The following is a 25,205-nucleotide window of genomic DNA, read 5'->3' on the forward strand; positions in this document are numbered from 1 at the left end:
TTATTTGTTTAAATTGTCAGATAAAAATACTTCAAGCTGACGGTAGAAGTCCATTTGTTCTTCCAGGTTATTCAACTGGTCGTTATCTCTAACTAAATAAGTGATGGGGATCTTTCTATTCTTTAACTCCTTAACAAACTGATTTGTTTCATTAATGTTGGCCCTGGGGTCTTTTAAATCCTGTGCAATAAATAACGGAGCGACAATTTTGTCGGTATGAAATACCGGCGAAACAGCCCTCAGGTAATCCATTTGTTGTTCCGGATTCCCTACCATCTCATAATACATTCTAAGAATGGGCTTGAAGTAAGGCGGAACAGCTTTAATATAAGTAAACAGGTTAACAAATCCGGCTTGAGATGCACCACAACGATACAAGTCCGGCTGGAAGCATAAACCGTGTAAGGCACTGAAACCTCCAAAACCGGTTCCATAGATCGCAACTCTATTTTTATCGGCAATTTTTTCGGTGATCAGCCATTTTACTCCTGCAGTTATATCGTCCTGAATATCACTTCCCCATTTTTGAAAGCCTGCAATCCAGAAGCTTTTACCATAACCTTTGGAGCCCCTGTAATTGGGTTGAAAGACAGCATACCCCCTATTGGCAAAGAACTGTACTTCAGAATTAAATCCCCAAGAGGCTCTGGATGTTGGACCTCCATGTGGAATTACAATCAGGGGAAGATTTTCTGCTTTAAACCCGATTGGTAATGTCAGATATCCATTTATAGTTCGGTTATCTTTTGCTTTAAAAGAGATGGGCTTCATTTCACACATCGCATTTAGGGGCAAAGATGGGTTAACTTCACTCAGTTTTGTTAATTTTTCTTTAGTCAGATCGTACATATAGTATGTTTCCGGAGATCTGTCGGTAAAGGTTTTAACAATAAATTTTTTCTCTGCGTCATCATTCCCTGTGATCTGAACTTCGGTATTTGGAAGGAGTTTTTCGAGATGCTGGTAGAGCTTTCGGACCGAATCATCAAGATAATAGCGCTTCTTTTTCCAGGTTTCGTAACCTGCATAGAGGAGCCGATGATTTAATGGAGAGTACCCTGCTTCAGATACATCAACCGAATCGTTTGAATAGATCAGCTTTTCTTCTTTTCCAGTGACACAATTGATCTCCACCAATGCCATTTTATCCCGGTGCTGATTTGATAATGCATATATAACCCCTTCATCCGAAGAAGAGAAGCCAATAGGCGCAATTTTCGTTTTAAAACTATTTGTCACTACGGGTTTGAATGACTCTCTTTCTTTAGATCGGTAAAGCAGTGTTTCATTTACGCCATCAGTGGCCACTGCTAGTTTAATTTGTCCATTTTCATCAGCAATCCAATGACTAATGTTGCCCGGGTTTTTTTCCGCTAGCCTGAGTTCGCCCGTCCTGATATTTAACCGATAGGCATCAAAAAAAGTGGAATCCCGCTTATTTATGGCAATTAACAATTGATTTTTTACAATCCGGTAGGGGTTAATAAACTTTAAACGAAGTTTCCCCTCTGAAAATAAGGAACGAAACTTATCTCCCTTTTTATTGACAACATAAAGACTGGGACCATTTTCATCATTGTTTTTCAGGTAAACTATCTCATCATTATTTCCCCAGACATAATAAGAGATGCTATAATTGAGCTCAGAACTGATACGCGTAATTTTACTACCCTCCAGTTTTTGTACATATACATTCATCTGGTTTTTATATGGTTGCAGGAAGGAAATATATTGGCCATCAGGAGAAAGCTGGAACGCAGTCTTTTTAGGATTTTTGAAAAAATCTTCAAGAGGGATCCGCTGTGCTTTTTTATCCTGAGCACATGATGCAAAAAGAAGCAACCACACTAAGCCATATATTATCTTTATCTTCATTCGCATAAATATTCAACACCGCTCAACTGACGGCTTCCGTAAAGTACAGATTTAAAGCACTAAATTATCATTTTATAAAAGCGGATTGAGTAACAATTAGAATACAGCTATTTTGTGTATAATTTCATCCCATTGAAACATTTATTTATTAAGCATTATATTAGTAAATAGTTGTGGACTTAAGATATGAAAAGTTTTCTTCTTCACTTTCTGTTATTAATCGTGGCCTTCCCTGCATTTGCACAGTCGGAAGTGGAGGACAGACAAGCCATGGAGTATTACCAGGCAGGTGCTTTTGAACAGGCTTTGCCCGTATATCAGAAACTTTATGCTAACGGTGCTCAGCCAGAGTATTATGACCAATATCTGTCCGTTTTACTGAAGACTAAAAACTATCAGCTTGCTGAAGAGCTGATTAAGAAAATGATAGCAGCGAATAAGAGCTCTTCGATGTATCAAATTGATTATGGGCGACTTTTGCAGGAGCAAGGCTTTAAAGAAAAGGCTGATGAACTGTACAACGGCTTATTGCGTACGATTCCTAAAGACGAATTTGACATAAGAGAATTGGCAGGATCATTTTACCGTGCTAATGCACTTGACTATTCAATAAAGGCATTTTTATATGGAAGGAAAGCATTAAATGATCCACAGGCATTCGGGTTTGACCTGATTTCCCTTTATCGGTATCAGAAAAATAAACAGATGCTGGTGCTGGAATATATCAACATTTTGTCTAAAACTCCTGATCCGCAGATTATCAGACAGGCACAGAATAATTTCAATACTGTATTTGACACACCAGAGGATTATACCCTTCTTAAAAATTCGTTGGTAGCGGCAATGTCAAAAAACCCACCGCATGTCGCTTTTGGGGAACTTTTATCCTGGACATACTTGCAACAGAACGATTATGCTTCCGCTTTGAAACAATTGATTAGCTTGGATAAAAAGGGGAAGATGAATGGAGAGCAAATTTTCAATCTGGGTGAGACTTTGCTTTTCAACAAGGCATTTAAAGAGGCTCTAATGGCTTTTGAATACTTAGATAATAAAAGTAACGATAGCTCATATCATTTACCTTCTAAGGCCCGGATACTGTATTGCAAGACTGAGTTGTTGAGTAATTCTATGGGTAATAAATTCGGAGATGCTGAATTGCCTTTAATTGGGGATAATTTATCTAACGGTAATTTGCAGTATGCTAAGCCTGTGAAAGCAAAATCGCCTTTAATTGGAAATAATTCCTCTAACAGCAACCTCCAGGGTACTAAATTGAGGAAAGGAGACTTTTCCTCCGGGGAAGTGAATAAGTTGGAAGCGGAGTATGGGACGTTTTTCAATGAAGCAAGGAACAATCCTCAGGAACTGCTTTTTGCCATGAGGAATTTAGCTAATTTTCAGGCTTACCAGCTTCGTGATTATGATAAAGCCCGGAGCTTGCTGGAGAAAGCTTTATCTCTTCCTAACCTCCCGGCGGCACTAAAAGGGCAAATAAAATTAGAATTGGGCGATATTTATATTTTAGGTGCTAATGTTTGGGATGCCACTTTGTTATATAGTCAGGTAGAAAAAGAGTTTTCCAATAAACCGCTGGGGCAAGACGCAAAATATAGGAATGCAAAATTATCTTATTATAGAGGTGACTTTGTATGGGCAAAAGTTCAACTGGATGTTTTAAAAAGTGCTACCACACAATTAATTGCGAATGACGCACTGAACTTAAGCATCCTGATTGCGGAAAACACGATGAGTAAAGGGGATACAAATGCTCTTGCAAAATATGCAGAAGCTGATTTCTTCTTATTTTGCAACCATCCGGAGCAATCGATCCGTATTTTAGATAGTATAAACCGCTTATACCCTCAAAATTCGCTTGCTGATGATATATTAATGCTGAAAGCGCGGATATTTTTGAAGCAAGAGGATAACTTGGCAGCCATATCTTGTCTCGATTCCATTGTGAGTCAATATAGTTACGATGTGTGGGCAGATGATGCCTTGTTTATGTTAGGAACGCTGTATGAGTCAAAATTAAAGGAGCCCGAAAAGGCAAAACACTATTATGAGAAGATCATAATGGACTTCCCTGGAAGCTTATATATAGCCGAAGCCCGTTTACGATTTAGAAAGTTAAGAGGGGATTCGCTTGGATAGTTCAGCTCTTGCATGTAACTTCGCTACATGGTTTTATACAATTTGACTATAATAATTGAGGAAGACATTGATACCGAGTGGCGTAACTGGATTAAATCGACTTTCATTCCTAAAATATCCGATACGTCCCTTTTTATATCGCATCGCATTTTAAAGGTACTTAGTTCACCGAATGAAGGGATTACTTATTGCATCCAGTTTGTTGCGGAATCAGCTGCTCAATATGATCAGTTCGTATCTAATCATGCCTTGGAAATAATGGAGCTGCACACGGAGAAATTCAAAAATCGCTGTGTTTCGTTTAGCACTTTGATGGAATATGTGGAGTAGGCATCGTTCTTTGGAATCCATGCGGTACGGCCAGGTCTTTAATAAAGCTGGCAATTGATTTCTCATTTATTTTTATGACATCCTGTCCGTCAACAGATGGCTTGAAGAGTATTCTTTCGATAAAATTAAGTTTTTTGAATATTAGGTCTCCTTCAAAAATCCCCTGTGCTACACTATGTGCTCCGAGTACTGCAGGAAAAGCTCGAGAGAATTGACCTGAATCGGTTGAATCAAGGATGCAGCAAATAAAAAGCCCTAATTTTTTATCTAATAAAGTGGCAAGGTTACGCTTACAAAAGTTTTTTACCTGATCTTGAATGGAGCCGTAGTGAATTGAACCTCCAATAATGACCTGATCATAATCCGTTATTACTGGATCTGGTTCATTTTCAAGATTGTATAAAGTAACATTGCTCCCTATAAGTGCTGCTAGATGCTGAGCAATTATCTCTGTAGTACCGTGACGTGAAATATAAATGAGAGCAGTTTTCATTATTTAGGGTTTAGGATTACGACTTTGGTTGTTAATTATATTAGTAAACGGAATTCACACTCGAAATGTTATCAAATTTAATAAAAAAAGACGCTCATTTGGGTAGCGGTCTTTTTTATTAAATATACGAAGCAAATTCTATTTTATCAGATCATATAGCTCATCCAACTTAGGAGAGAGCACAATTTCTATACGACGATTTCTACTTCTTGCTTCAGTGGTATTTGCATCCTCTATAGGTTGGTATTGACCTTTTCCTGTAGCTGTGATGCGCATATTTTCTATCCCCTGTTGCTCTGTGAGGTACCGTACTACAGAAGTTGCGCGTAACACACTGAGATCCCAATTATCCTTAATCTGTCCCAGGTTAATCACCTTTTGGTTATCGGTATGTCCTTCTACTGAAATATTTATTTCTGGTTGAGTTTTTAGTACAGTGGCTAGGCCAGACAATGCTAATTTTCCTTTTTCGTCAATAATAATACTGCCGGAACTAAAAAGAAGCTTGTCGGTTAAGGACACATAAACTTTTCCATTGCGTACTTCAACTGTTAAGCCACTTTGCTGAAAGCCAAATAGTGCTTTTTGAAGTTTGTCCTTCAATGCATTAGTTGCTTCGTCTCTTTTGCGAAGAACGGCCTCTACTTCCTGCAATCTTGCTTCGCGCGCTTTAAGATCTCCGGATAGTTTATCTGATGACGCCCTTAAGGTGGCATTATTGGAATTTAATCCACCGACTTTTGATTTAAGATCATCTATCTGACTGTTTAAGTTGGCAATTTCGGTTGTTAACCGGGCAACTTCATCATCCAGACTTTCTATCTTAGCGTTGGCACTATTTAAAGTCGTATTCAATGAATCTCTTTCTGCAACCAGTGCTTTATACTTTTTAGGTGATAAGACCATGCATGAGCTGAATAAAAAAACAGCTAATAGAAAATACAGCGATTTGTTCATGATACAATATTAAGAAATCGCTTTGCGCAAAAAGACCATAAATGGAAATATTTTTGCAACAAGTTCTGCAATATCCTTAGGAGAACTAGGTTTAAGGATCTCTTTATCGGTTAAAGGTTTAGTAAAAATGAAACTTTTAAGCTTTAAATATTCCATTTCTGGATGATCTTTTGGGTAGCCCTTAGGACTTGTTTTCAGCTTATGTTCTGTTCCCAATTCGCCAAAGCTTTTTATAAGATCTTTTTGATCGATAATATGGTGCCAATCAGCCGTATTGTAATCAATTTCCTGTCGGATAGCTTTTAACTCGTTTGCTTCGGGATACCAGCTGCCTCCAGCTATAAATGAGGCTCCGGGTTGGATGTGCAGATAATAACCAGGGCCAGGGAAATTTTTACCAAGCGCTGAGATACCAATGCCGAAATTGGTTTTGTAAGGCAGTTTATCGAGGCTAAACCGAACATCACGATAGATTCGCATTACACAAGTTTTAGGATCCAGGTCTTCGGGAACAGTGGAGTCGAATGTAGAAACTCCTCTTATAAGATCCTTTGCAAACTGAAGCACATCTTCTCTTGCGGCATCATGCTCTTGTTTATGATCTTTAAACCACTCCCTATTATTGTTTTCTGCAACAGATTTAAGAAAATTAAAAGTTGATTGCTGTATCATGACTATTTCGGGCCTGCTAATTGATTTTAATCTTTATTACCTAAGGTTTAAATTATTAATATAAATGAACCTAAATCTGTTAAATTAAAAATTGATCCCGCTCTATTATCGATCAATTAAATTTACATTTTGATTTTGCCTTATGACCTACAAGTTCTCAGTTAATAGATTGGTATGACTGCTGCCATGAATGGAAGTATCGCTAATCTTTGTCCAGCATGGGATTATATTTCACGTTTGGTGATAACAAATGAAGAAGTATGACTCTAGAATATCTGAAATTAAAAGGTGAAAATGCAAGAATAATGGCAGCCATCACACCAAGGTATAACATGGGAGACTCACTTTTATTACTTAAATAAAAAGTAAGAATTCCGGTAGTTACCAACTGGGCTACCACTAATGCGTAGCTGACATACATCGCAGCGTAAAAATAACCCGGTTCGACTTCAAAATGGAATCCACAATGAGGACAATCTTCATTCATTTTCTGGGCTCTGAAACCATACATAGGACCTTCAAAGATATTGCCTCTGCGGCATTTTGGACACTTACAATTTATAATGGCAGTTAGTTGTGGTGTACTTGTTTTCCCCATTACCTATTAAAATTATCGTTTTTAAGGTCCAAATTATCGTGATCTTTCCGATACTTTTTATACCATAAAAAACCTATGCCTGCAACTGCTAAATAAGGTGCAGCAAGCAAGTATAAAATACCTTCATTTAATCCGTTGCCTTCTGTATTGCCATTTTGGGTTGAATTATCAGCTGTAGCAGCACACATTGAACATTGGGAGTAACCTTTATTACTTATTAAAAGCAAGCTTATAAAGCAAATTAACACAGTTAGATAGCGTAATAACTTCATTTTTTTTAGCGGTTAAAATGTATAAAAAGGGGATATCATGACATAAACAATAACACCCGTAACGGTTACATATAGCCAGATTGGATAACTCCATCTAACTAACTTTCTATGGCGTAAAACGTTCATGCGTAAACCACTATAGAAGCTTAGTAGTACTAACGGCAAAACTACGGCGGCAAGTATAATATGAGTTATCAGTATAAAGTAATAAATGTAACGGATCAATCCTTCACCTCCGTAAGTGGTCTTTATTCCTGTAGCATGAAAGATAATGTAGCTGACCAGGAACATAGAAGACAAAATAAACGTAACAATGTTTATCGCTTTATGAGCTTGAATATTTCTTTTTTTTATCTGATACAAGGAAACTAACAGGAGAATACTGCAAGTACCATTTAAGATTGCATTTAGTTTAGGTAGAAAATAAACCCATGAAGGGACAATCGCACCTTCGGGAAAAAAAGTTATGAGCTTAGCCTGAAGAATGCAAACCACAACAAATACGACTACTGAAACAGCAGCAATTAAGCGAAATATTATTTTATCATTCATTTTTTTATTGATTTAACGATCGGTAACCTTACGCAATTCTTCTACGATGAGCACCTTGATTTCGTCATCTAACTTACTCATTTGCTCTTTGTTGTCTGAATCGTAATATCCTCTTATTCTCTTTTCTGGATCAACCAGAATGAGCATAGGACTATGCACAATAGTAGAGGTATCAGCATGGTCAGCATAAGCATCTACTAAAAAATCTTTTTTAGCCAGATTAAAGATCAGACTTTTATCCCCTGTAAGGAAAAACCATTTCTTTGGATTTGTATGAAAGGTCTGCGCATACTTTGTTAGGATTTCCGGATTATCATATTCCGGATCAACAGAAATAGAGCAGAAGCGAAGCATTCTATTGTCGTCGTACTTATCTGCAAGAAAGTCCATTTGGCCATTCATCTGCTTGCAAAAACTGGTACAGCGGGTAAAGAAGAAGTTAAAGATGGTAATTTTACCGCTATCCAACGGGAATGAAAACTCTTTCCCCTGCTGATCAGTCAGCTTAAAATCCCTGATCTGATGATAAGTAGTATCAGGAATCTGTTTCCCCCTTTTAGTATGAAACGTTCCACTAAGTTCCTTAGGACCAAAAATACTTAAGGGCCGATAACGATTTTTACCTTTTTCCTGCAGTAAATAATATAAAAATCCCGGTACCATTAATATGACTACCAGGACTACTATTTTTTTCCATGAAGATGTGTTCCTCATTGGTTCATATGAAGATTCAAATATGATCCTTCTGTTAGCATGAGTACAATGAAATAGACTATAAAAATCAGACCTACAGTAACCGCAGTAATCATTGCTGATTTCTCAAACCTAAGATGCATAAAATAAGCAATAATGTAATAGGCCTTTAGCAAAGTAAGTGATATGTAAGTAAAGTTTGCCAAGCCATGATTCAATCCCATTGGTATTAAAACCAGGGCTATAATAAACTCTAAAGACGTGATTCCTAACAAATAGGCAAATACTATCCAAATTCTCTTTACTGACATGCCTGCATGATCTGCTTGATCTGCGTGTTCCTGGCCTTTTGTATGCTCTGTTGTCATTTTAAATATTTTTAGAAAATTAAACCAAGTAGAAAAAAGTAAAGACGAAGACCCATACCAGATCTACAAAATGCCAGTAAAGGCCAACCTTTTCAACCATTATGTAAGTACCACGCTTTTCAAATACATTAGCAAAGGTCATACTCAAAATAACTATATTCAATATGACACCACTAAATACATGAAAGCCATGAAAGCCTGTGATCGTAAAAAAAAGATTGGCAAACTGGGTAGCACTTACTGCATCCACTCCCTTATAAGTTTCAGGAATATGTCCCCATCCATAACCTTCATGAAATAAATGAGTCCATTCTAATGCCTGACAACCAAGGAAAGTAAATCCGCCTATAATTGTCCAGATCATCCACTTGATGACTTCTTTCTTAGCTCCACGATGCCCTGCTTCTACTGCTAAAACCATAGTAACGGAACTCATAATCAGGATAAAGGTCATGATACCCACAAAAACAAGGGGATAACCATGTTCGGCAATAAATGGAACAGATTGGAATACCACATCAGGATCAGGCCAGCTTACCTTACTAAAACGCTGAGCTCCATAATAGATAAGCAAAGCAGAAAAAGTAAATGTATCTGAAAGCAGGAAGAACCACATAATTATCTTCCCGTACTCGACATCAAAGGGAGATCTTCCTCCGCTCCAGGGACCAGTTTTAATTTTGTCTAATTGTGAAACAGTAGTATCCATTTTTAGCTTATTGATTCAAAAGTAAGAAAACGTATAAATAAATCCATAGTATATCCAGAAAATGCCAGAACAAGGAAGTTAGCTCCATATTGAACATATTCTTATAATGCGGTATGCCTTTATTTTGCTTGATATAGGTGTAAGCCATCATTCCTATTCCTGCAAAAATATGCACAATATGAAATGCGGAAAACACATATATAAAGGATTCTGATGCATTGGAATTTACAAATGGTGCTCCGGATTCAAATAATACAGTCCAGGCAATCCATTGAGAGGCAAAAAATGCAAAACCTAACAAGATGGTTAATCCAAGAAATAAACGTTGTTTGGCTAACTGCAATTCTTTAGCAGCTTTAAATGCATAGTGCATTGTTAAACTACTAACAATAATCAGACCTGAACTATATAAAAAAGCAATAGGAAGATGAACTTTGATTCCTCTGGTTGGGTTTCCACCTGTATATACAATATAAGCACTAGTTAAAGCCGCAAACAGCATACATGATGTAATGATAAAAAGCCACATCAAAAACTTCTTTGGCTTTAAACTTTGAATGTCCTGCTCTAAAGGAACCTTGGCCATAGATAACATATCTTTATTTAATAAAATCAAACAACATAATCAATTGAACAAGAGGAAGATAAAAGAAAGAACAAAACATCACTTTCCTAGCTGTTTTTACTTCTAAATCCCTGAACAGTTGAACACTTAAATATAAAAAAACAATTCCTGCAATCAATGAAATTATTCCAATTACATAACCTCCAAACCCCATAAATGTTGGCAAAAGGCTCACCGGAATTAACACTAATGCGGAAAAGATAATAAATCCTGCACTCACTCGATCCCTTTTCTTAGTTGGCAGTAATCTGAATCCTGCTTTCTTGTAATCATCGTCCAGCACCCATGCTATTGCCCAAAAATGAGGAAACTGCCAGACAAACTGTATAAAAAATAACACCAATGGAATCCATGATATTACTGGTTTATCAAAGGCAGCAAAATAACCAATCAAAGGCGGTAACGCACCTGGGAACGCTCCTATAAAAACGGCTATTGGTGATAATCTTTTCGCTGGGGTATAAACAATTGCATAGAGAAATATAGAAAATACAGAAAGAACGCCTGTAAGGAAGTTAAGCCTCACCAAAATTAATGTACCCGCCAAGGCCATAAACAAGCTAAGTACCAAGGCCTGCCCGGTAGTCATCCTCCCGGAAGGAATGGGCCTGTCACTTGTTCGCGACATCAGTTTATCCAGATCTTTTTCTATTATCTCATTAAATCCATTTGCTGCACCTGCAACTAAAAACCCACCTAATGTTAATATTAACCAGTTTATCCAGTTTATTGATCCCTGCTCCCTGCTTCCTATTAAAAAAGAAACAGAAGCTGAAAAAACAACCAGAAAGGTTAACCTAAGTTTTATTAGACTTTTAAAGTCTGATATAAATGAAACTTCACTCACTCAAATAGTTCAATTTTTGGGATAAATCTCCCACTAGTAGGATTAAAGTTGGATAATTAAACTTTATCCTCTGCAAGCCTTTCGGCTTCATCATTCTTCTGCCATTCTAACTGTATGCGTTCAGCCTCAGGATTACCTTCAAAGTCATGAGAAAAATTAGAGCTCATTGTTTCAGAGAATGGTATAGTCTGAGGAATAAAATCAACAGGACTTCCTGGCTTGCTGTAATCATATGGCCAACGGTACACGGTAGGAATCTCGCCAGGCCAGTTTCCATGTATATGTTCTACCGGAGTAGTCCATTCTAAAGTATTCGAATTCCATGGATTCTGAGGAGCTTTCTTTCCATAAAATATGGAATGAAAGAAGTTCCATAAAAAGGCAACCTGTCCTAATGCAGATACAATAGCCGCCCAGGAAATAAAGGTATTAACTGTTAACCATTCTTTCATAAATTCAAACTCAGTGAAAGCATAATATCTTCTTGGTACTCCATCAAGTCCCATAAAGTGCATTGGGAAAAACACAAGATATGCCCCTATAAAGGTGAACCAGAAATGTAAATAGCCAAGTTTCTCATCCATCATTCTTCCAAACATCTTAGGGAACCAATGATATACACCACTCAACATACCACATATTGCAGCAGAACCCATTACAAGGTGAAAATGTGCTACTACAAAATAAGTATCATGTAAGTTAATATCCAACGCTGCATTACCCAGGAAAATACCGGTTAATCCACCTGAAATAAAGAAAGATACCAATCCAATTGCAAACAACATAGCTGGAGTAAAGCGAATATTACCTCTCCACAGCGTAGCCAGATAATTAAACGTTTTCACAGCTGAAGGAACCGCAATAATCAGTGTAGTGATCATGAAAACTCCCCCAAGAAAAGGGCTCATTCCCGTTACGAACATATGATGCCCCCAAACGATGAAAGAAAGAACAGTAATACCTATTAACGAGTAAACCATGGCATGGTAACCAAATATAGGCTTACGGGAATTAGTTGAAATCACTTCAGATGTGATACCCAAGGCAGGCATGATTACTATATATACTTCTGGGTGACCAAGGAACCAAAATAGATGCTGGAACAAGATAGGACTTCCTCCTTGTTGCGGTAATATCTGTCCTTGTACAACCAGATCGGATAAGTAAAAACTTGTTCCAAAACTACGGTCAAAAATTAAAAGCACAACTCCTGCTACTAAAACAGGAAAAGAAAGTGTTCCTAATATAGCAGTTAAAAATAAAGCCCAGATAGTTAAAGGCATTTTCCAAAGATCCATACCCTTGGTCCGCATATTCAATATCGTGCTGATATAATTTAACGCACCCATTAATGAGGAGGCTATAAAGAACACCATACTGATTAACCAAAGAGTCATCCCTATACCCGATCCTGAGATCGCTTTAGGCAAAGCAGAAAGAGGCGGATAAATCGTCCATCCTGCACTCGCCGGCCCTGTTTCTGTAAAAAAGGAACCCATCATAATCACACAGGCAGTCAGGAAAAACCAATAAGACAGCATGTTCACCAAAGGTGATGCCATATCCCGGGCTCCTATTTGCAAGGGAATTAACAGATTACTAAACGTACCACTTAGTCCTGCCGTCAGTACAAAAAACACCATGATGGTACCATGTATCGTGACCAATGATAAGTAAAAATCCGGTTTTATTCTTCCTCCTTCAGCCCATCTTCCAAGGAAAGTTTCCAAGATTGGAAAATTTTGATCGGGCCATCCTAACTGGATCCGGAAAAGAATAGAAAGAAACATTCCAATAACGGCCATTATAATACCCGTAATCAGGAACTGTTTTGCGATCATTTTATGATCCGTGCTGAAAATATACTTAGTTAGGAACGATTGATGATGAGCGTGGTCATCATGTGCATGTCCCGAATGTTCTAAAGTATGATTAATCGCTGTGCTTGACATATTATCGATCTATCTGATTTACTAATTTATTGCTAACTTATTATTTCGTAAAGTCTCTTTTGACAAAGATGCGGACTTTAACTGCATTTCTTTCTTCATGTCGTCATTGAAGAAAAGAGGTTGTTTCACTATCCACTCTTTATATTCCTTGTCACTGACAACTCTCACCTTATATTGCATATTGTAATGCCCACTTCCACAAATTTTAGCGCACAATAATACGTAATCATATTTTGCATTACCACTCTTTTCGCGCATTTCCTCCGTAGTAAAACGAGGAGTAAATTGGAAGTAAGTAGCCATACCCGGTACTGCATTCATCTGCACTTTAAAGTCCGGCATATAGAAACTATGCAAAACATCTTTAGAATTTATTGTAACACGTACCGATTTATTTACTGGTAAAACAATTTCAGGACCTAATCTATCGTCCCAGCTCTTCTTATCAGTAAAGTCAATACCCAAACCATTTGTTGGCGTAGTTAACTTATAATTTTTTAAGCCCAGCTGATTATCATCACCTGCATACCTAACATTCCATTTAAACTGCTCACCGGTTACTTCAAGAGAGAGAGCACTGTCTTTGTCAGACTGAGAAGGATTGGTAATACTTCTCCAGGTAAAGAATCCAAACACGACAAGCGCGGTAAGAACGAATGCCGGAACAATAGTCCACAAACGCTCTATGGCATTATTATGCGGATAGTAATATGCTTTTCTATTTTCCCGTCCTCTATATTTATAAGAAAACCAAAACAGCAGAAATTGTGTCAGCACAAAAACTATAGTGGTAATGGCGACAGTAACTAACATCATGCTATCTATTCTTGCTCCATGAACAGATGCTGCATCCTTAGTTACTACCCAACCCCATGTATTATAGCTCCAGTATGTGCCATATAAGCCCAGGATTAGGAATAATACTAAAATTACACCTTGAATATTGTTCCAGTTCAATCCAGCTTTCTTTCCTTGAATTTCACGTGTAATTTCATACACACGCAATATTTTACCTGTTATAGCAATAAAGATACATACCAAAATAAACAGGATGGAATAGAATCCAGCTGATTTATAAACCGCATTGTGATTAGCCACAACAGAAACATCAGTAGTATCTGTAGCAGCATCACTTGTAGTAGCATCTGCACTTATATTTGCTAGTCCCTTAGCAAACGCATCTAAATCATTGTCCGCAGCTACTCCTTTCACAGGCCCAGTAACTCCTTTCGAAATCACTGCTGTTGTATCTTGGGCAGCCAGGGGAGTGCTAAAGGCCATTAAGGCTATAGCGAGCACCGCAATGCTATTTCTGATCTTAAATAATGTATTAAAACGCATTTCTTTATAAGATTCTAATGTAAATTCCTTTTTCGTCTATCTATATAGAATGATGTAAACTTTCTTCAAGAAATGGATGATTCTTTGCAGCCAGAGGTTTCTTTGCCAATTGAGTCATCATCAAAAAGCTAAACAATCCTACAAAACCAATAAAAATCCCAAGTTCTGTTATTCCAAACTGCCTGTTACTTTCTACCGTACCTGGCATAATCATAAGATAATAATCCAGCCAATGCCCACATAACAACAAGATACATACCGCTAGTAAAGTATTCGTACGTCTTTTGGCATCGCGAGTCATTAAAATCAATACTGGCGCAAGGAAGTTAATCACAATATTTAACCAAAACCATAGTTTATACTCAGGCTCCCATCTTTTAAAGAAGTAAACGGTTTCTTCAGGCATGTTAGCATACCAGATTAACAAAAATTGCGAGAACCAGATATAGGTCCAGAATATAGAGAAAGCAAATACAAACTTGCCTAAGTCATGGATATGATTATGATTCACCCAACTCATATAACCCGCTTTTTTTAACAATATTACAGTAACTGTAATGGCACATAAACCACTAATAAACATAGCGGCAAAGTTATACCAGCCAAACATGGTAGAAAACCAATGGGCCTCAAGAGACATAATTGTATCAAAAGCCCAGATTGGAGTAGTAAAACCAAAAATCACCAGGAATATTGCTGAAATCTTAAAGCTCTTTTTATAATTGGCTAATCCTCCAACTAAATCTTCTCTATCAGAGAAACGAGTGAGAACGAGAGCAAATATGCTGTATATTGTTAAGAAAAACACCAGCCTGATAAGGAAAAAAGGAGCATTCAAAAAGCCAGCCTTCTTTGCAATAGCAGCATCGTAGTGTTCATTTCCTACCTCTGTAATTCCTTCTAGATTCCAATGATGATATAGATTATGCGAGAATAAACCCGCAGCACATATTACCAGTAAAATAACAGAGGCAATTGGCAATACCTTGGCGAAAGCCTGAGGAATCCTGATTAATCCTGCTGACCAGGCAGATTGTGTAACCAATTGCAGTGCAAGGAAAAAAGCACCTGCCGCACATACACAAGTGAAGTAATATCCCATTAAAAGGAGATTGGCAAATGTACGTTCCGAATGATATTCCGCCGGATCTAATAAAAAGCCGTATGCAATCGCTGCAACGCCTATTAAAATAGCAATGAGGCTCCAGGTCTTTGCTTTACCTGAAAATTCAAATTGCTGTGTAAAATTATGAGTATGTTGATTGTTAGTTCCCATTTCGCTTAAAACATTGACTATTAAAGTTTTTGCAATTCTCTAACGTACATAACTATTTTCCATCTTTCGGTTGGATTAAGTTGTGTACGGTGAGGTCCCATAAGGTTCAAACCGTATGTAATCGTGTGAAAAATCTTTCCGTCTGTTAAGTCTTTCATTGCACCACCTCTGGAGGAATTCCCCTTTGAGTAAGAAGGTGGTGGCGGAAACTTCTCCAGCTTAATAATTTGTCCATCTCCATTTCCTTGAGTACCATGACAGTGCGAACACATATTAAGATACAATGTATGGCCTTCAGTTAAAGTCTGTTTATTCCTTGTTAGAGGATTAAACAGATTATTACTTGCTGCCAGATAACCTTCAGGTGTATTTGGATATTCATCTACCTTATCATAACCAACCGGCATCGTATTAGCTGGAGGCAATTGAGCAGTTTGACCATTTGCAAAGTTCTTATTTGCCTGATCCGGATTATATGCAATCGGATCATACATATTCCGGGCAAACTCCATCCCTGTACTTCTTTTATCACCCCCACATGAAGAGACCACAGCAGATCCTGCTACGGCAATTAATGCGGCGCTTAATATCCTGAGTTTATTCATAACTAACATACTTCCTTTCGTTGTGCATCACTTCAACAGCGCCTGCCTCTTTTAACAAATTTTCAATTTTATCCGGATAAGGATTTGTCTTCGCATCAATAGCAATAACAAAACGATCGTTGGTGGCTCTCAGATCCATTACCCTAGGTGCACGTCCCGGAAATAAATGATTAGCATAGAAAAAGGTAAACATCATTCCATAGGCGGCAAACAGAATAGTCAGCTCAAAAGTGATCGGCACAAAATCCGGCATAGCCAATGATGGCTTTCCCCCAATATTCATTGGCCAATCATAAACCAGCATATAATAAATCATAGAGATCGCAGTCAATGTCCCGGTAATACCAAAGCAAAAAGCTGCAATAGGAAGTCTTGAGCGTTTATAACCTAGCTTTTCTTCAATTCCATGGATTGGCATGGGTGTATACACATCATAGATACCTATGTTGTTTTCCTGTAATTTATCAATCCCGTGCATCATTTCATCAGGATCTTCAAAATGACCTAGTATATATTTTACGTTACTCATGTTTTAGGTTTTAGCGTAATCACTTTTTGAAACACTATCAAATTTTTCCAAAGACTGTTGGTAATATTCAGCCTGTTCTGCATCTATCTTACCCTCTCTGATTAGTTTTTGTTTAGCCTGATCACTCGAAGATTTCAAAAGAAGTTTCACTTCAGCCATTGCAATTCCCGGTAATACACGAAGGAATAAAAGGAATAAAGTAAAGAATACACCTATTGAACCTACAAACAACAGTACATCTATTGGCGTTGGATAAAACATAGCCCAACTTGAAGGCAGGTAATCACGGTGTAATGAGGTCACGATAATTACGAAACGCTCAAACCACATCCCGATATTTACCACAATGGATAATACCCATGATGCCCAGATGCTGGTACGAATCTTTTTGAACCAGAATAACTGCGGAGAGATCACATTACAGGTCATCATACTCCAGTACGCCCACCAGTAAGGTCCGCTAATCCTATTTAAAAATGCATATTGTTCATATTCAACTCCCGAGTACCAGGCTACAAATAACTCAGTTAAATAAGCTACCCCAACAATAGATCCCGTTACAATGATGACAATATTCATTGATTCAATATGGAACATCGTAATGTAATTCTCCCATTTCATCACCTTACGGGCAATTAAAAGAAGCGTCTGCACCATAGCAAATCCCGAAAATATAGCTCCCGCAACGAAATAAGGAGGGAATATAGTGGTATGCCATCCCGGCTCCAACGATGTAGCAAAGTCCATGGATACAATCGTATGCACCGACAATACCAATGGAGTAGAAATACCTGCCAGAATCAAGGATACCGATTCAAAACGTTGCCAGTTCTTTACTGATCCTGCCCATCCAAAAGAAAGAATAGAATATACTCTTCTTCTAAAACCGGAAGCCCTATCGCGGATAGTAGCAATATCAGGAAGTAACCCTGTGTACCAAAACACCAGGGATACAGAGAAATACGTTGAAATCGCAAATACGTCCCAGATCAATGGCGAGTTAAAGTTAACCCATAAAGAGCCAAACTGATTTGGAAGCGGGAAAACCCAATAAGCTAACCATGGACGACCCATATGCGCAATAATATAGGTAGCGGCACAAATCACGGCAAAGATCGTCATGGCCTCTGCAGATCGATTAATTGAATTTCGCCAGTTCTGCCTAAAGAGCAATAGAACCGCTGAAATCAATGTCCCCGCATGACCAATACCTACCCACCATACGAAACCGGTGATATCCCACGCCCAACCTACAGTCTTATTTAAACCCCAGACACCTAGTCCTACCCAAAAAGTGTAACTTATCGCTACCACCCAGGTAAGAGCCAATGTTAAAGCTATACCAAAACCTATCCACCAGGCCATGTTGGGCTTATTTTCAACTGGAACCAAAACATCATCAGTAATTTTCGAATAGGTTATATTCGTACCTGTGATTAATGGCTCTCTTAATATGGATTCGTTATGTGCTGACATAATCTTTTAAAATCTTATTCTAATATCAATTAAGCTTCTACTACGTTTCTAACCTTGGTCTGGTAACCAACACCCGGCTGAGTGTTAATCTCTTCCAGCACATAATAAGTACGCTCATTACGTAATTCCTTACTAACAGCTGAATTAGGATCGTTCATATCACCAAAAATAATGGCGTTTGCTGAACAAGCCTGCTGACAAGCCATCTGAATTTCACCATCTACAAGCGGCCTTTTTTCAATCTTAGCCTTCAATCTGCCACCCTGAATTCGCTGGATACACATCGAGCATTTCTCCATAACCCCCCTTGAACGGGTAGTTACATCCGGATTAAGCAACAACTGCGTAAACTCATTATTCAGATAATTATCAAACCTGGAGTCATTCCAGTAGTTAAACCAGTTGAAACGACGTACTTTATAGGGACAGTTATTCGCACAGTAACGCGTACCCACACAACGGTTATAAGCCATATGGTTCAGTCCGTCGGATGAATGCATGGTGGCAATAACCGGACAAACTGTCTCACAAGGAGCATGATCACAATGCTGACAAAGCATTGGTTGATGAATAACAGACACATCATCCAGGTTCTCCAGCTTCTCAATCTCCTTCTCTTCAGTTACCGATTTTTCACCTTCTTTAAAGCTATAGTAACGGTCAATTCGAAGCCAGTGCATTTCACGACGATTTCTTACCTCGTCACGTCCTACAACAGGAACATTATTCTCCACATTACAGGCAACAATACAAGCACCACAACCCGTACAAGCGTTCAAGTCGATCGCCATTACCCAGTTATGCCCAATTTTCTTATGCTCAGGCCATAAATCATAATCATGATGACCACCGCCATGTTGACCAGTACCTGAATGAGGATCTTTTACATAACTCGCAAAAGAAGTTTCTCTCACAATATCACGACCCTCATAAGAATGATGCGTTTGTGTTTGAGCCAATTCATATTTATCACCCGTCTTAGTTACCGTTGCGGTATTAAAAAAGCGGATAGAACCATTTGTACTAGTAGCAAAAGGATATGCATTCTCCCCTACCTTACCAATCTGACCCGGTTTTTCACGTCCGTATCCAACCGCTATAGAAATCGTCCCACGCGCTTGTCCCGGTTGCAATAACACAGGAAGCGTTATGGTATATCCATTCGCCCCTTTAATTTCAATTTGATCAAACTCACTCCATCCTTGCTCTTCAGCAAACTTAGGCGCAACAGCAGCATAATTATCCCATGTCACTTTAGAAACAGGATCAGGCAATTCCTGAAGGAAAGCATTATTTGCATAACGACCATCCCTCATAGCCATACTTTGGTATAAATGTATTTCTATATCCTTAGCAAGTGTTTTACTTTGTGTAACGATAGATTGTGCTACAGCAGGAAGCGAAGCACTGAAGGTATAATTACCTGCAGGTTTTTCACCAGTATAAGCAAATCCAGTTTGCAATAATTGCTTCCATGACTTGCCAGCTGTTGGCAATATATTCTTCTCCCAATATGCTTTCACAAACTGATAATAGTTCTTCTGCGGATTTGAAGACCAAGCCAGCAAGCTTTGTTCAGCCTGACGAGTATTAAATACCGGATTGATAGTAGGCTGAACCACTGTATAATAACCATCTACAGAGCTCTCATCGCCCCAAGACTCCAGAAAGTTGGAATTTGGTGCAAGCACATTACATAAACTAGCCGTTTCATCCTCCCTATCGGAGAATGAAATCCGCAAAGGCACCTTTGCCAAAGCATCAGTAAACGCTTTTGCATTAATATAACTATAAGCAGGATTCGTATTCAATAAGAATACAGCACCAACTTCATCCCTGTTCATTTCACCTATAAAAGAAGCGAATACCGCATCATTACCTGCATAATTCAAATAAGGATTATCCAGATCAATCGTAGTACCATAACTTCCCAATGAAGAATTGATCGCATTAACTAAGGTCTGTATGGATACATCATTAGATCCACATATTACTAAAGCACGACCTTTTGCCTGAACCAACTCCTTGGCGGCAAGTTTAATTGCTGTGTTAGCAACCCCATTTGCAGAAAGCCCCTCTGCTCCACTTAATCTACTACCAGTAACTTCATTATACAAAGCAATAATAGCAGGACCTTGTTCAGATGGCTTAACAGGGATGCGCGAATCCGCATTAGTACCCGTCATACTCATACCAGTTTCAAACTGAATATGTCTGGACATCTTTCCCTTCTTCAGAGACTTTGAATTACGATTTCCAACATATTGACGACTATATTCTTCTCCAGCAATCCATGTACCCAGAAAATCAGCCGCAATACTAACAATCACATCCGCACGGTCAAACCGGTAACGGGGTAATACTGATTTTCCAAAACTTGCTGCATTTGCCTGAAGGATTCCACTATAAGAAACAGCATCCACCTGAACATGTGTAGTATTCGGAAACTGCGTAATAAAATCAGCAATAACCGCTTTAGTTGAAGGACTTGTTACCGTAGACGATACCAGGCGAATTTTCTTTCCGGATGCCTGAAGCTTATTTAATTCCCCTTTAACATATAAATCCATGTTATCCCAGGTCACTTCAGCTTTATTCAGCACAGGACCCTTTAATTTGGATACATCGTATAAGTCAAGCACAGCAGCCTGCGTTACCGCATCAGTTCCTGTATTTTCAAATAATCCAGCAGGATTTACTTCAATTTTAATCGGACGGCCTTCTCTTGTTTTAACTAAGATACTCTGTCCATTAAAGCTGGATACGTAATAATTAGCCACCCCAGGAGTAATCTCTTCTGGTTTTATAAGATAAGGAATAGACTTTCGGATAGGAGCCGTCTGACAAGCAGCCAAAGAAACAGCACCTAAACCAAACCCTAATGCCTTTAAAAAGTCACGCCTTGGTGTAACTGAATTCAGTACTCCTTCACTTAAGACATCTTCCAAAGGAATCTCTTCAGCAAATTCGTTTTTATTCTTTTCCACAAAATCAGAAGAACTTTTCAACTCTTCTAAGCCTTTCCAGTATTTTTTATTGCTCTTCATTTAAGCTATATGTAACTGTATCTGTATTTATTGTTAATAATGACATTTACCACACTCAATACCACCTAGTACTGCAGGAGTGACTTTCTTTCCTTGTTTCAACAAGTCATGCACTTCTTCCAGCTTATCGTAATAGCCATTTCCCTTGGCATTTACTTCCATTGTACGGTGACAATTAATACACCATTTCATGGTTAAAGGAGCGTATTGGTATACTTCAGGCATAGTCTGAATTGGACCGTGACATTTCTGACACTCAATTCCTGCTACAGAAACGTGTTGGGAATGGTTGAAATAAGCAAAGTCAGGCAGGTTATGGATCCGAACCCATTGAATAGGCTTAGGATCATTACCATATTTTTTCGTATCCGGATCATAATCAAGCGCTTTATAGATCTTCATAATCTCAGGAGAGATCTCACCATTATATTTTTCAGTTGCCTGAACATAATTATGGCAGTTCATACATACATTCAAAGAAGGAATAGAAGCATTCTTTGATTTGTATGCACCTGTGTGGCAATATTGACAGTTAATCTTTAACGTACCGGCATGTAACTGATGCGAATATTTAATAGGCTGTTCCGGTTGATACCCTTCATGAACACCTGTATTCCACATCATCCGCCAGCTCCATGAACCAAGCAAAATTGAAACCAATAGAATAGTAAAAAATACCAGTTTCTTATTTTTAGAAAGTCTTTTCAGCTTGTCATAAACCTTTTCTCCTGGCTCAGCAACTTTTTCATCCTCAACAGGAACCCCTTGTTTTTGTAAAAGAAGTTTGTGTAATGTACTGATTACGCGGTTTAATACCAGCACAACCAATAACGTGATGATGACCACTACGATCAAACCACCCAGCATGAAATTACTAACTCCACCAGTATCAGTTGCAGCTCCGGTTCCATCGGCAGTACCAGCGGCACCAGCAGCAGGAGTTGCCGGTTTATCACCCTCTTCCTTCACATAAGCAAGAATATTGACAACATCCCCATCCGTTAATTCCGGAAAAGGAGTCATGACAACCTTGTTATATTCATTAAAGATTTTGACAGCATCCGGATCTCCGGTAGCAATAAGAGCCTGAGAATTCTTGATCCACTTGATCAACCACTCTTCACTTTGCCTCTCGCTAATGCCTTTTAAGGCCGGACCAACTACAGTACGATTTAAGGCATGACATGCAGTACACTTCTGCTTAAAAATAGCAGCACCTGCACTTGCATCTCCCTTAGACGCAGTAGAAGCCACTGCAGCAGTGGCACTTCCAGCAACACTACCCGCGGCGGCCGGAGCAGCAGAGGTATCTTGTGCATATCCCTGAACACCAAAACTTAGAGCAGAAACAAAAATAAACGGTTTTACAACACTTCTAAAAATCAATGAGATGCTTCTCATATTATTATTTTACGCTTTAATTTATATGTAAAATTGAAAATTGTGTTTAAAATCACAATTAAGGATGACAAAAATATAATTAAAAAAATGATCTGTGACACATTAATGACTTTGAAAAACAATTTATATCCATTCTAAACAAAGCATAAATAACATAAAAATGTCTCCTAAAATACTCATTTCTCCTTAAGAAATAGTACAATCAGGAGACATTTTTATGCTAACCTTGAATACAAGTTATTGTTTTAAAATCCAGGCAAATATTAATGGTGCTACGATAGTTGCGTCAGACTCCACAATAAACTTAGGAGTATGGATATCAAGCTTACCCCAAGTGATCTTTTCATTCGGAACAGCACCCGAATAAGAACCATACGAAGTAGTCGAATCAGAGATCTGACAGAAATAACCCCAGAAAGGAATATTAGTCATTTCCAGGTCCTGATACAACATTGGCACTACACATATTGGGAAGTCGCCAGAAATACCACCACCAATCTGGAAAAAGCCAACTCCCTTACCTTCCGAATTTTTCGTATACCATTCAGCCAGATAAGCCATATATTCAATTCCACTTTTTACAGTAGAAGGCTGCAGTTGTTGTTTAATCACATAAGAAGCGAAGATATTTCCCATAGTCGAATCTTCCCAACCCGGAACCACGATAGGCAGGTTTTTTGCAGCAGCAGCAAGCATCCATGAATTCGCAGGATCAATTTCATAATACTGCTCCAACACACCGCTATTCAGCAACTTATACATATATTCATGTGGAAAATAACGCTCTCCGGCAGCCTCAGCGTCCACCCAGATCTTATGAATATGCTGTTGAATCCTTCTGAAAGCTTCTTCTTCCGGAATACAAGTATCCGTTACCCTGTTATAGTGATTTTCTAAAAGATCCCATTCATCCTGTGGACTCAAATCGCGATAATTTGGCACTCTTTTGTAATGAGAATGAGCAACCAGGTTCATAATATCCTCTTCCAGATTCGCACCTGTACAACTTATAATAGACACTTTATCCTGACGGATCATTTCCGCCAAAGAAATCCCCAGTTCAGCTGTACTCATAGCACCACCCAGGGTAATCATCATTTTACCACCAGCATCGATATATTTTTCATATCCAATAGCTGCATCAACCAGCGCTGCGGAATTAAAATGCAAATAATTCTTTTCTATAAACTTAGAAATAGGTCCTCTTTCCATTAATTTTAATTTAAAGCATCAAAAATAGCAATTTTAAAAACTTTGAACACTAAATTAGCGGCTCATGGGCAAAAGCATAACACTAATTTTTTGTTTAACTCTTCTCTGTACAACCATTTGTACTGCACAAAAGAAATTAATAAAAAAGTTTCTATCCAGTGAGAGTGACACAAGCAGAAAAACTAGTTTTATCATTCTTCCCGCAGCAGCATACTCACAGGAAACCGGAATTGAATTTGGCGGACTGTCTATTACCTCCTTTTATACCGATAAAACCGACACATCTATGCGGAGCTCCACAATAAATGCCATCCTCACCTACACCACCAAAAAGCAATCCAACTTCGTCATCAAGCCAGATATCTGGTCAGCGGGCAATAAATATCATTTCGCAGGAACATTACGTTACAAAAAGTTTCCTTTTGATTTCTTTGGAATAGGCGATCAAACCCTTGAATCAGATAAAGATCCTATTGTACAGCGCCTTTTCATCGTTCAGGCAGAAGCCGAAAAGAAGTTTGCCAAAGGTTTTTATGCAGGTCTGAATATCGGGTACGAAAACTTTGCTTATTCTGACAAGGAACCCGGAGGTATTTATGATACCGGAAATTTTGCCGTAACTGAAACCGCACAGGTAATGTACCTCGGAACATCAGCGATACTCGATACCCGAAATACCAATACCTATACTACCGCAGGGAGTTACTTCAGACTAAATTACTCCTATGCACCCTCAATGTTTGGATCAAACGATTTTTCAGGAAGTTTAATCAAAGCCGATCTTCGTCATTTTAAAAGTCTGAATAAAAAGGCCGTACTTGGCTTTCAATCCACATTTGAGGGAGTCTACGGAAATAAAACGCCATTTTATCTGCTTCCCCAATTAGGGAACGATCAGATTATGCGAGGATATTATACTGGCCGATACCGGGATCAAAACCTATTTACCGCGCATGCCGAACTGCGGTATCGATTCATACCCCGCTTTGGAGCAGCAGCATTTGCCGGCACAGGAACTGTATTCAGCAATGGTTCCTTTAAAATCGCAAACCTAAAGCCTAACTATGGAGCAGGTGTCCGCTATTTTGTTGATCCAGGCAGAGGACTAACCCTCCGCATGGATTATGCAGTAGGCGAAAAAAGACCAAAAGAAGCACGCCAAACCGGATTTTATCTTGCCTTAGCAGAGGCTTTTTAAAAAATCGTATATTTTCTTAG

24 protein-coding genes are annotated in these 25,205 nt (G+C 38.5%); 3 read left to right on the plus strand and 21 right to left on the minus strand.

Translation table 11 applies throughout. From position 1 onward, the window contains the following. Nucleotides 1-1,875 carry a S9 family peptidase gene (locus tag ADIARSV_RS07885; protein WP_016194932.1) on the minus strand — a complete coding sequence of 625 codons (1,875 nt, stop codon included), beginning with the start codon at nucleotides 1,873-1,875 and terminating at the stop codon, nucleotides 1-3. A gap of 186 nt (nucleotides 1,876-2,061) precedes the next feature. Between ADIARSV_RS07885 and ADIARSV_RS07890 the strand changes: the two genes are divergently transcribed. Together ADIARSV_RS07890 and ADIARSV_RS07895 are read left to right on the plus strand one after the other, a co-directional pair. After that, nucleotides 2,062-4,032, plus strand: coding sequence for a tetratricopeptide repeat protein (locus ADIARSV_RS07890; protein ID WP_052016975.1), 1,971 nt, complete (start codon nucleotides 2,062-2,064; stop codon nucleotides 4,030-4,032). 42 nt (nucleotides 4,033-4,074) lie between these two features. Beyond that, nucleotides 4,075-4,362: a DUF4286 family protein gene (locus tag ADIARSV_RS07895; protein WP_016194934.1), complete on the plus strand. Its 288-nt coding sequence runs from the start codon at nucleotides 4,075-4,077 to the stop codon at nucleotides 4,360-4,362. Here ADIARSV_RS07895 and ADIARSV_RS07900 read toward each other — a convergent pair. The 20 genes from ADIARSV_RS07900 to ADIARSV_RS07995 form a co-directional block, all read right to left on the minus strand. Further along, nucleotides 4,334-4,855 carry a flavodoxin domain-containing protein gene (locus ADIARSV_RS07900; RefSeq protein ID WP_052016976.1) on the minus strand — a complete coding sequence of 174 codons (522 nt, stop codon included), beginning with the start codon at nucleotides 4,853-4,855 and terminating at the stop codon, nucleotides 4,334-4,336. The genes ADIARSV_RS07895 and ADIARSV_RS07900 overlap by 29 nt on opposite strands. A gap of 138 nt (nucleotides 4,856-4,993) precedes the next feature. Next, nucleotides 4,994-5,761 (minus strand): OmpA family protein, encoded by a 768-nt coding sequence (locus ADIARSV_RS07905; protein WP_016194935.1) that lies wholly within the window; start codon nucleotides 5,759-5,761, stop codon nucleotides 4,994-4,996. A gap of 60 nt (nucleotides 5,762-5,821) precedes the next feature. Continuing rightward, nucleotides 5,822-6,484: a DUF2461 domain-containing protein gene (locus ADIARSV_RS07910; RefSeq protein WP_016194936.1), complete on the minus strand. Its 663-nt coding sequence runs from the start codon at nucleotides 6,482-6,484 to the stop codon at nucleotides 5,822-5,824. Between the two features lie 202 nt (nucleotides 6,485-6,686). Continuing rightward, on the minus strand, nucleotides 6,687-7,082 hold the full coding sequence (locus ADIARSV_RS07915; RefSeq protein WP_040299451.1) for a DUF983 domain-containing protein: 396 nt from the start codon (nucleotides 7,080-7,082) through the stop codon (nucleotides 6,687-6,689). Then, the gene (locus ADIARSV_RS07920; protein ID WP_040299453.1) at nucleotides 7,082-7,354 is read right to left on the minus strand and encodes a hypothetical protein; all 273 of its coding nucleotides are present in this window, start codon (nucleotides 7,352-7,354) and stop codon (nucleotides 7,082-7,084) included. Before ADIARSV_RS07920 ends, ADIARSV_RS07915 begins: the two co-directional genes overlap by 1 nt. A 12-nt stretch (nucleotides 7,355-7,366) precedes the next feature. Next, nucleotides 7,367-7,906, minus strand: coding sequence for a DUF420 domain-containing protein (locus ADIARSV_RS07925; RefSeq protein WP_016194939.1), 540 nt, complete (start codon nucleotides 7,904-7,906; stop codon nucleotides 7,367-7,369). 12 nt (nucleotides 7,907-7,918) lie between these two features. Beyond that, nucleotides 7,919-8,620, minus strand: a complete 702-nt coding sequence (locus ADIARSV_RS07930; RefSeq protein WP_016194940.1) for an SCO family protein — start codon at nucleotides 8,618-8,620, stop codon at nucleotides 7,919-7,921. Further along, on the minus strand, nucleotides 8,617-8,967 hold the full coding sequence (locus tag ADIARSV_RS07935; protein WP_016194941.1) for a cytochrome C oxidase subunit IV family protein: 351 nt from the start codon (nucleotides 8,965-8,967) through the stop codon (nucleotides 8,617-8,619). Before ADIARSV_RS07935 ends, ADIARSV_RS07930 begins: the two co-directional genes overlap by 4 nt. A 19-nt stretch (nucleotides 8,968-8,986) precedes the next feature. After that, the gene (locus ADIARSV_RS07940; RefSeq protein ID WP_016194942.1) at nucleotides 8,987-9,676 is read right to left on the minus strand and encodes a cytochrome c oxidase subunit 3; all 690 of its coding nucleotides are present in this window, start codon (nucleotides 9,674-9,676) and stop codon (nucleotides 8,987-8,989) included. Nucleotides 9,677-9,683: 7 nt separating this feature from the next. Continuing rightward, complete coding sequence (locus tag ADIARSV_RS07945) at nucleotides 9,684-10,271, minus strand: cytochrome c oxidase subunit 3 (RefSeq protein WP_016194943.1); 588 nt, start codon at nucleotides 10,269-10,271, stop codon at nucleotides 9,684-9,686. A 4-nt stretch (nucleotides 10,272-10,275) separates the two neighbouring features. Further along, nucleotides 10,276-11,148 (minus strand): heme o synthase, encoded by an 873-nt coding sequence (gene cyoE / locus ADIARSV_RS07950; protein ID WP_016194944.1) that lies wholly within the window; start codon nucleotides 11,146-11,148, stop codon nucleotides 10,276-10,278. A gap of 56 nt (nucleotides 11,149-11,204) precedes the next feature. Next, complete coding sequence (locus ADIARSV_RS07955) at nucleotides 11,205-13,100, minus strand: cytochrome c oxidase subunit I (protein ID WP_016194945.1); 1,896 nt, start codon at nucleotides 13,098-13,100, stop codon at nucleotides 11,205-11,207. Nucleotides 13,101-13,121: 21 nt separating this feature from the next. Next, on the minus strand, nucleotides 13,122-14,441 hold the full coding sequence (locus ADIARSV_RS07960; protein WP_016194946.1) for a cytochrome c oxidase subunit II: 1,320 nt from the start codon (nucleotides 14,439-14,441) through the stop codon (nucleotides 13,122-13,124). A gap of 40 nt (nucleotides 14,442-14,481) precedes the next feature. Next, entirely contained in the window at nucleotides 14,482-15,717 is a 1,236-nt protein-coding gene (locus ADIARSV_RS07965) for a hypothetical protein (RefSeq protein WP_016194947.1), read from the minus strand. Between the two features lie 20 nt (nucleotides 15,718-15,737). Beyond that, nucleotides 15,738-16,322 (minus strand): c-type cytochrome, encoded by a 585-nt coding sequence (locus ADIARSV_RS07970; protein ID WP_316929497.1) that lies wholly within the window; start codon nucleotides 16,320-16,322, stop codon nucleotides 15,738-15,740. Then, a complete protein-coding gene (locus tag ADIARSV_RS07975; RefSeq protein WP_016194949.1) occupies nucleotides 16,315-16,851 on the minus strand; it encodes a DUF3341 domain-containing protein in 537 nt (178 codons plus the stop codon). The genes ADIARSV_RS07970 and ADIARSV_RS07975 overlap by 8 nt, the downstream gene beginning before the upstream one ends. 3 nt (nucleotides 16,852-16,854) lie before the next feature. Next, complete coding sequence (nrfD, locus tag ADIARSV_RS07980; RefSeq protein ID WP_016194950.1) at nucleotides 16,855-18,327, minus strand: NrfD/PsrC family molybdoenzyme membrane anchor subunit; 1,473 nt, start codon at nucleotides 18,325-18,327, stop codon at nucleotides 16,855-16,857. A gap of 29 nt (nucleotides 18,328-18,356) precedes the next feature. Next, entirely contained in the window at nucleotides 18,357-21,374 is a 3,018-nt protein-coding gene (locus ADIARSV_RS07985) for a TAT-variant-translocated molybdopterin oxidoreductase (RefSeq protein ID WP_016194951.1), read from the minus strand. Nucleotides 21,375-21,407: 33 nt separating this feature from the next. After that, nucleotides 21,408-22,775, minus strand: coding sequence for a cytochrome c3 family protein (locus ADIARSV_RS07990; protein ID WP_016194952.1), 1,368 nt, complete (start codon nucleotides 22,773-22,775; stop codon nucleotides 21,408-21,410). Between the two features lie 237 nt (nucleotides 22,776-23,012). Then, nucleotides 23,013-23,987, minus strand: coding sequence for a deoxyhypusine synthase family protein (locus ADIARSV_RS07995; RefSeq protein WP_016194953.1), 975 nt, complete (start codon nucleotides 23,985-23,987; stop codon nucleotides 23,013-23,015). 64 nt (nucleotides 23,988-24,051) lie between these two features. Between ADIARSV_RS07995 and ADIARSV_RS08000 the strand changes: the two genes are divergently transcribed. Further along, a complete protein-coding gene (locus tag ADIARSV_RS08000) occupies nucleotides 24,052-25,185 on the plus strand; it encodes a BamA/TamA family outer membrane protein (protein WP_016194954.1) in 1,134 nt (377 codons plus the stop codon). Nucleotides 25,186-25,205: the final 20 nt, after the last annotated feature.

Source organism: Arcticibacter svalbardensis MN12-7 (assembly GCF_000403135.1).
In the GTDB taxonomy this organism is placed as follows: Bacteria; Bacteroidota; Bacteroidia; order Sphingobacteriales; family Sphingobacteriaceae; genus Arcticibacter; species Arcticibacter svalbardensis.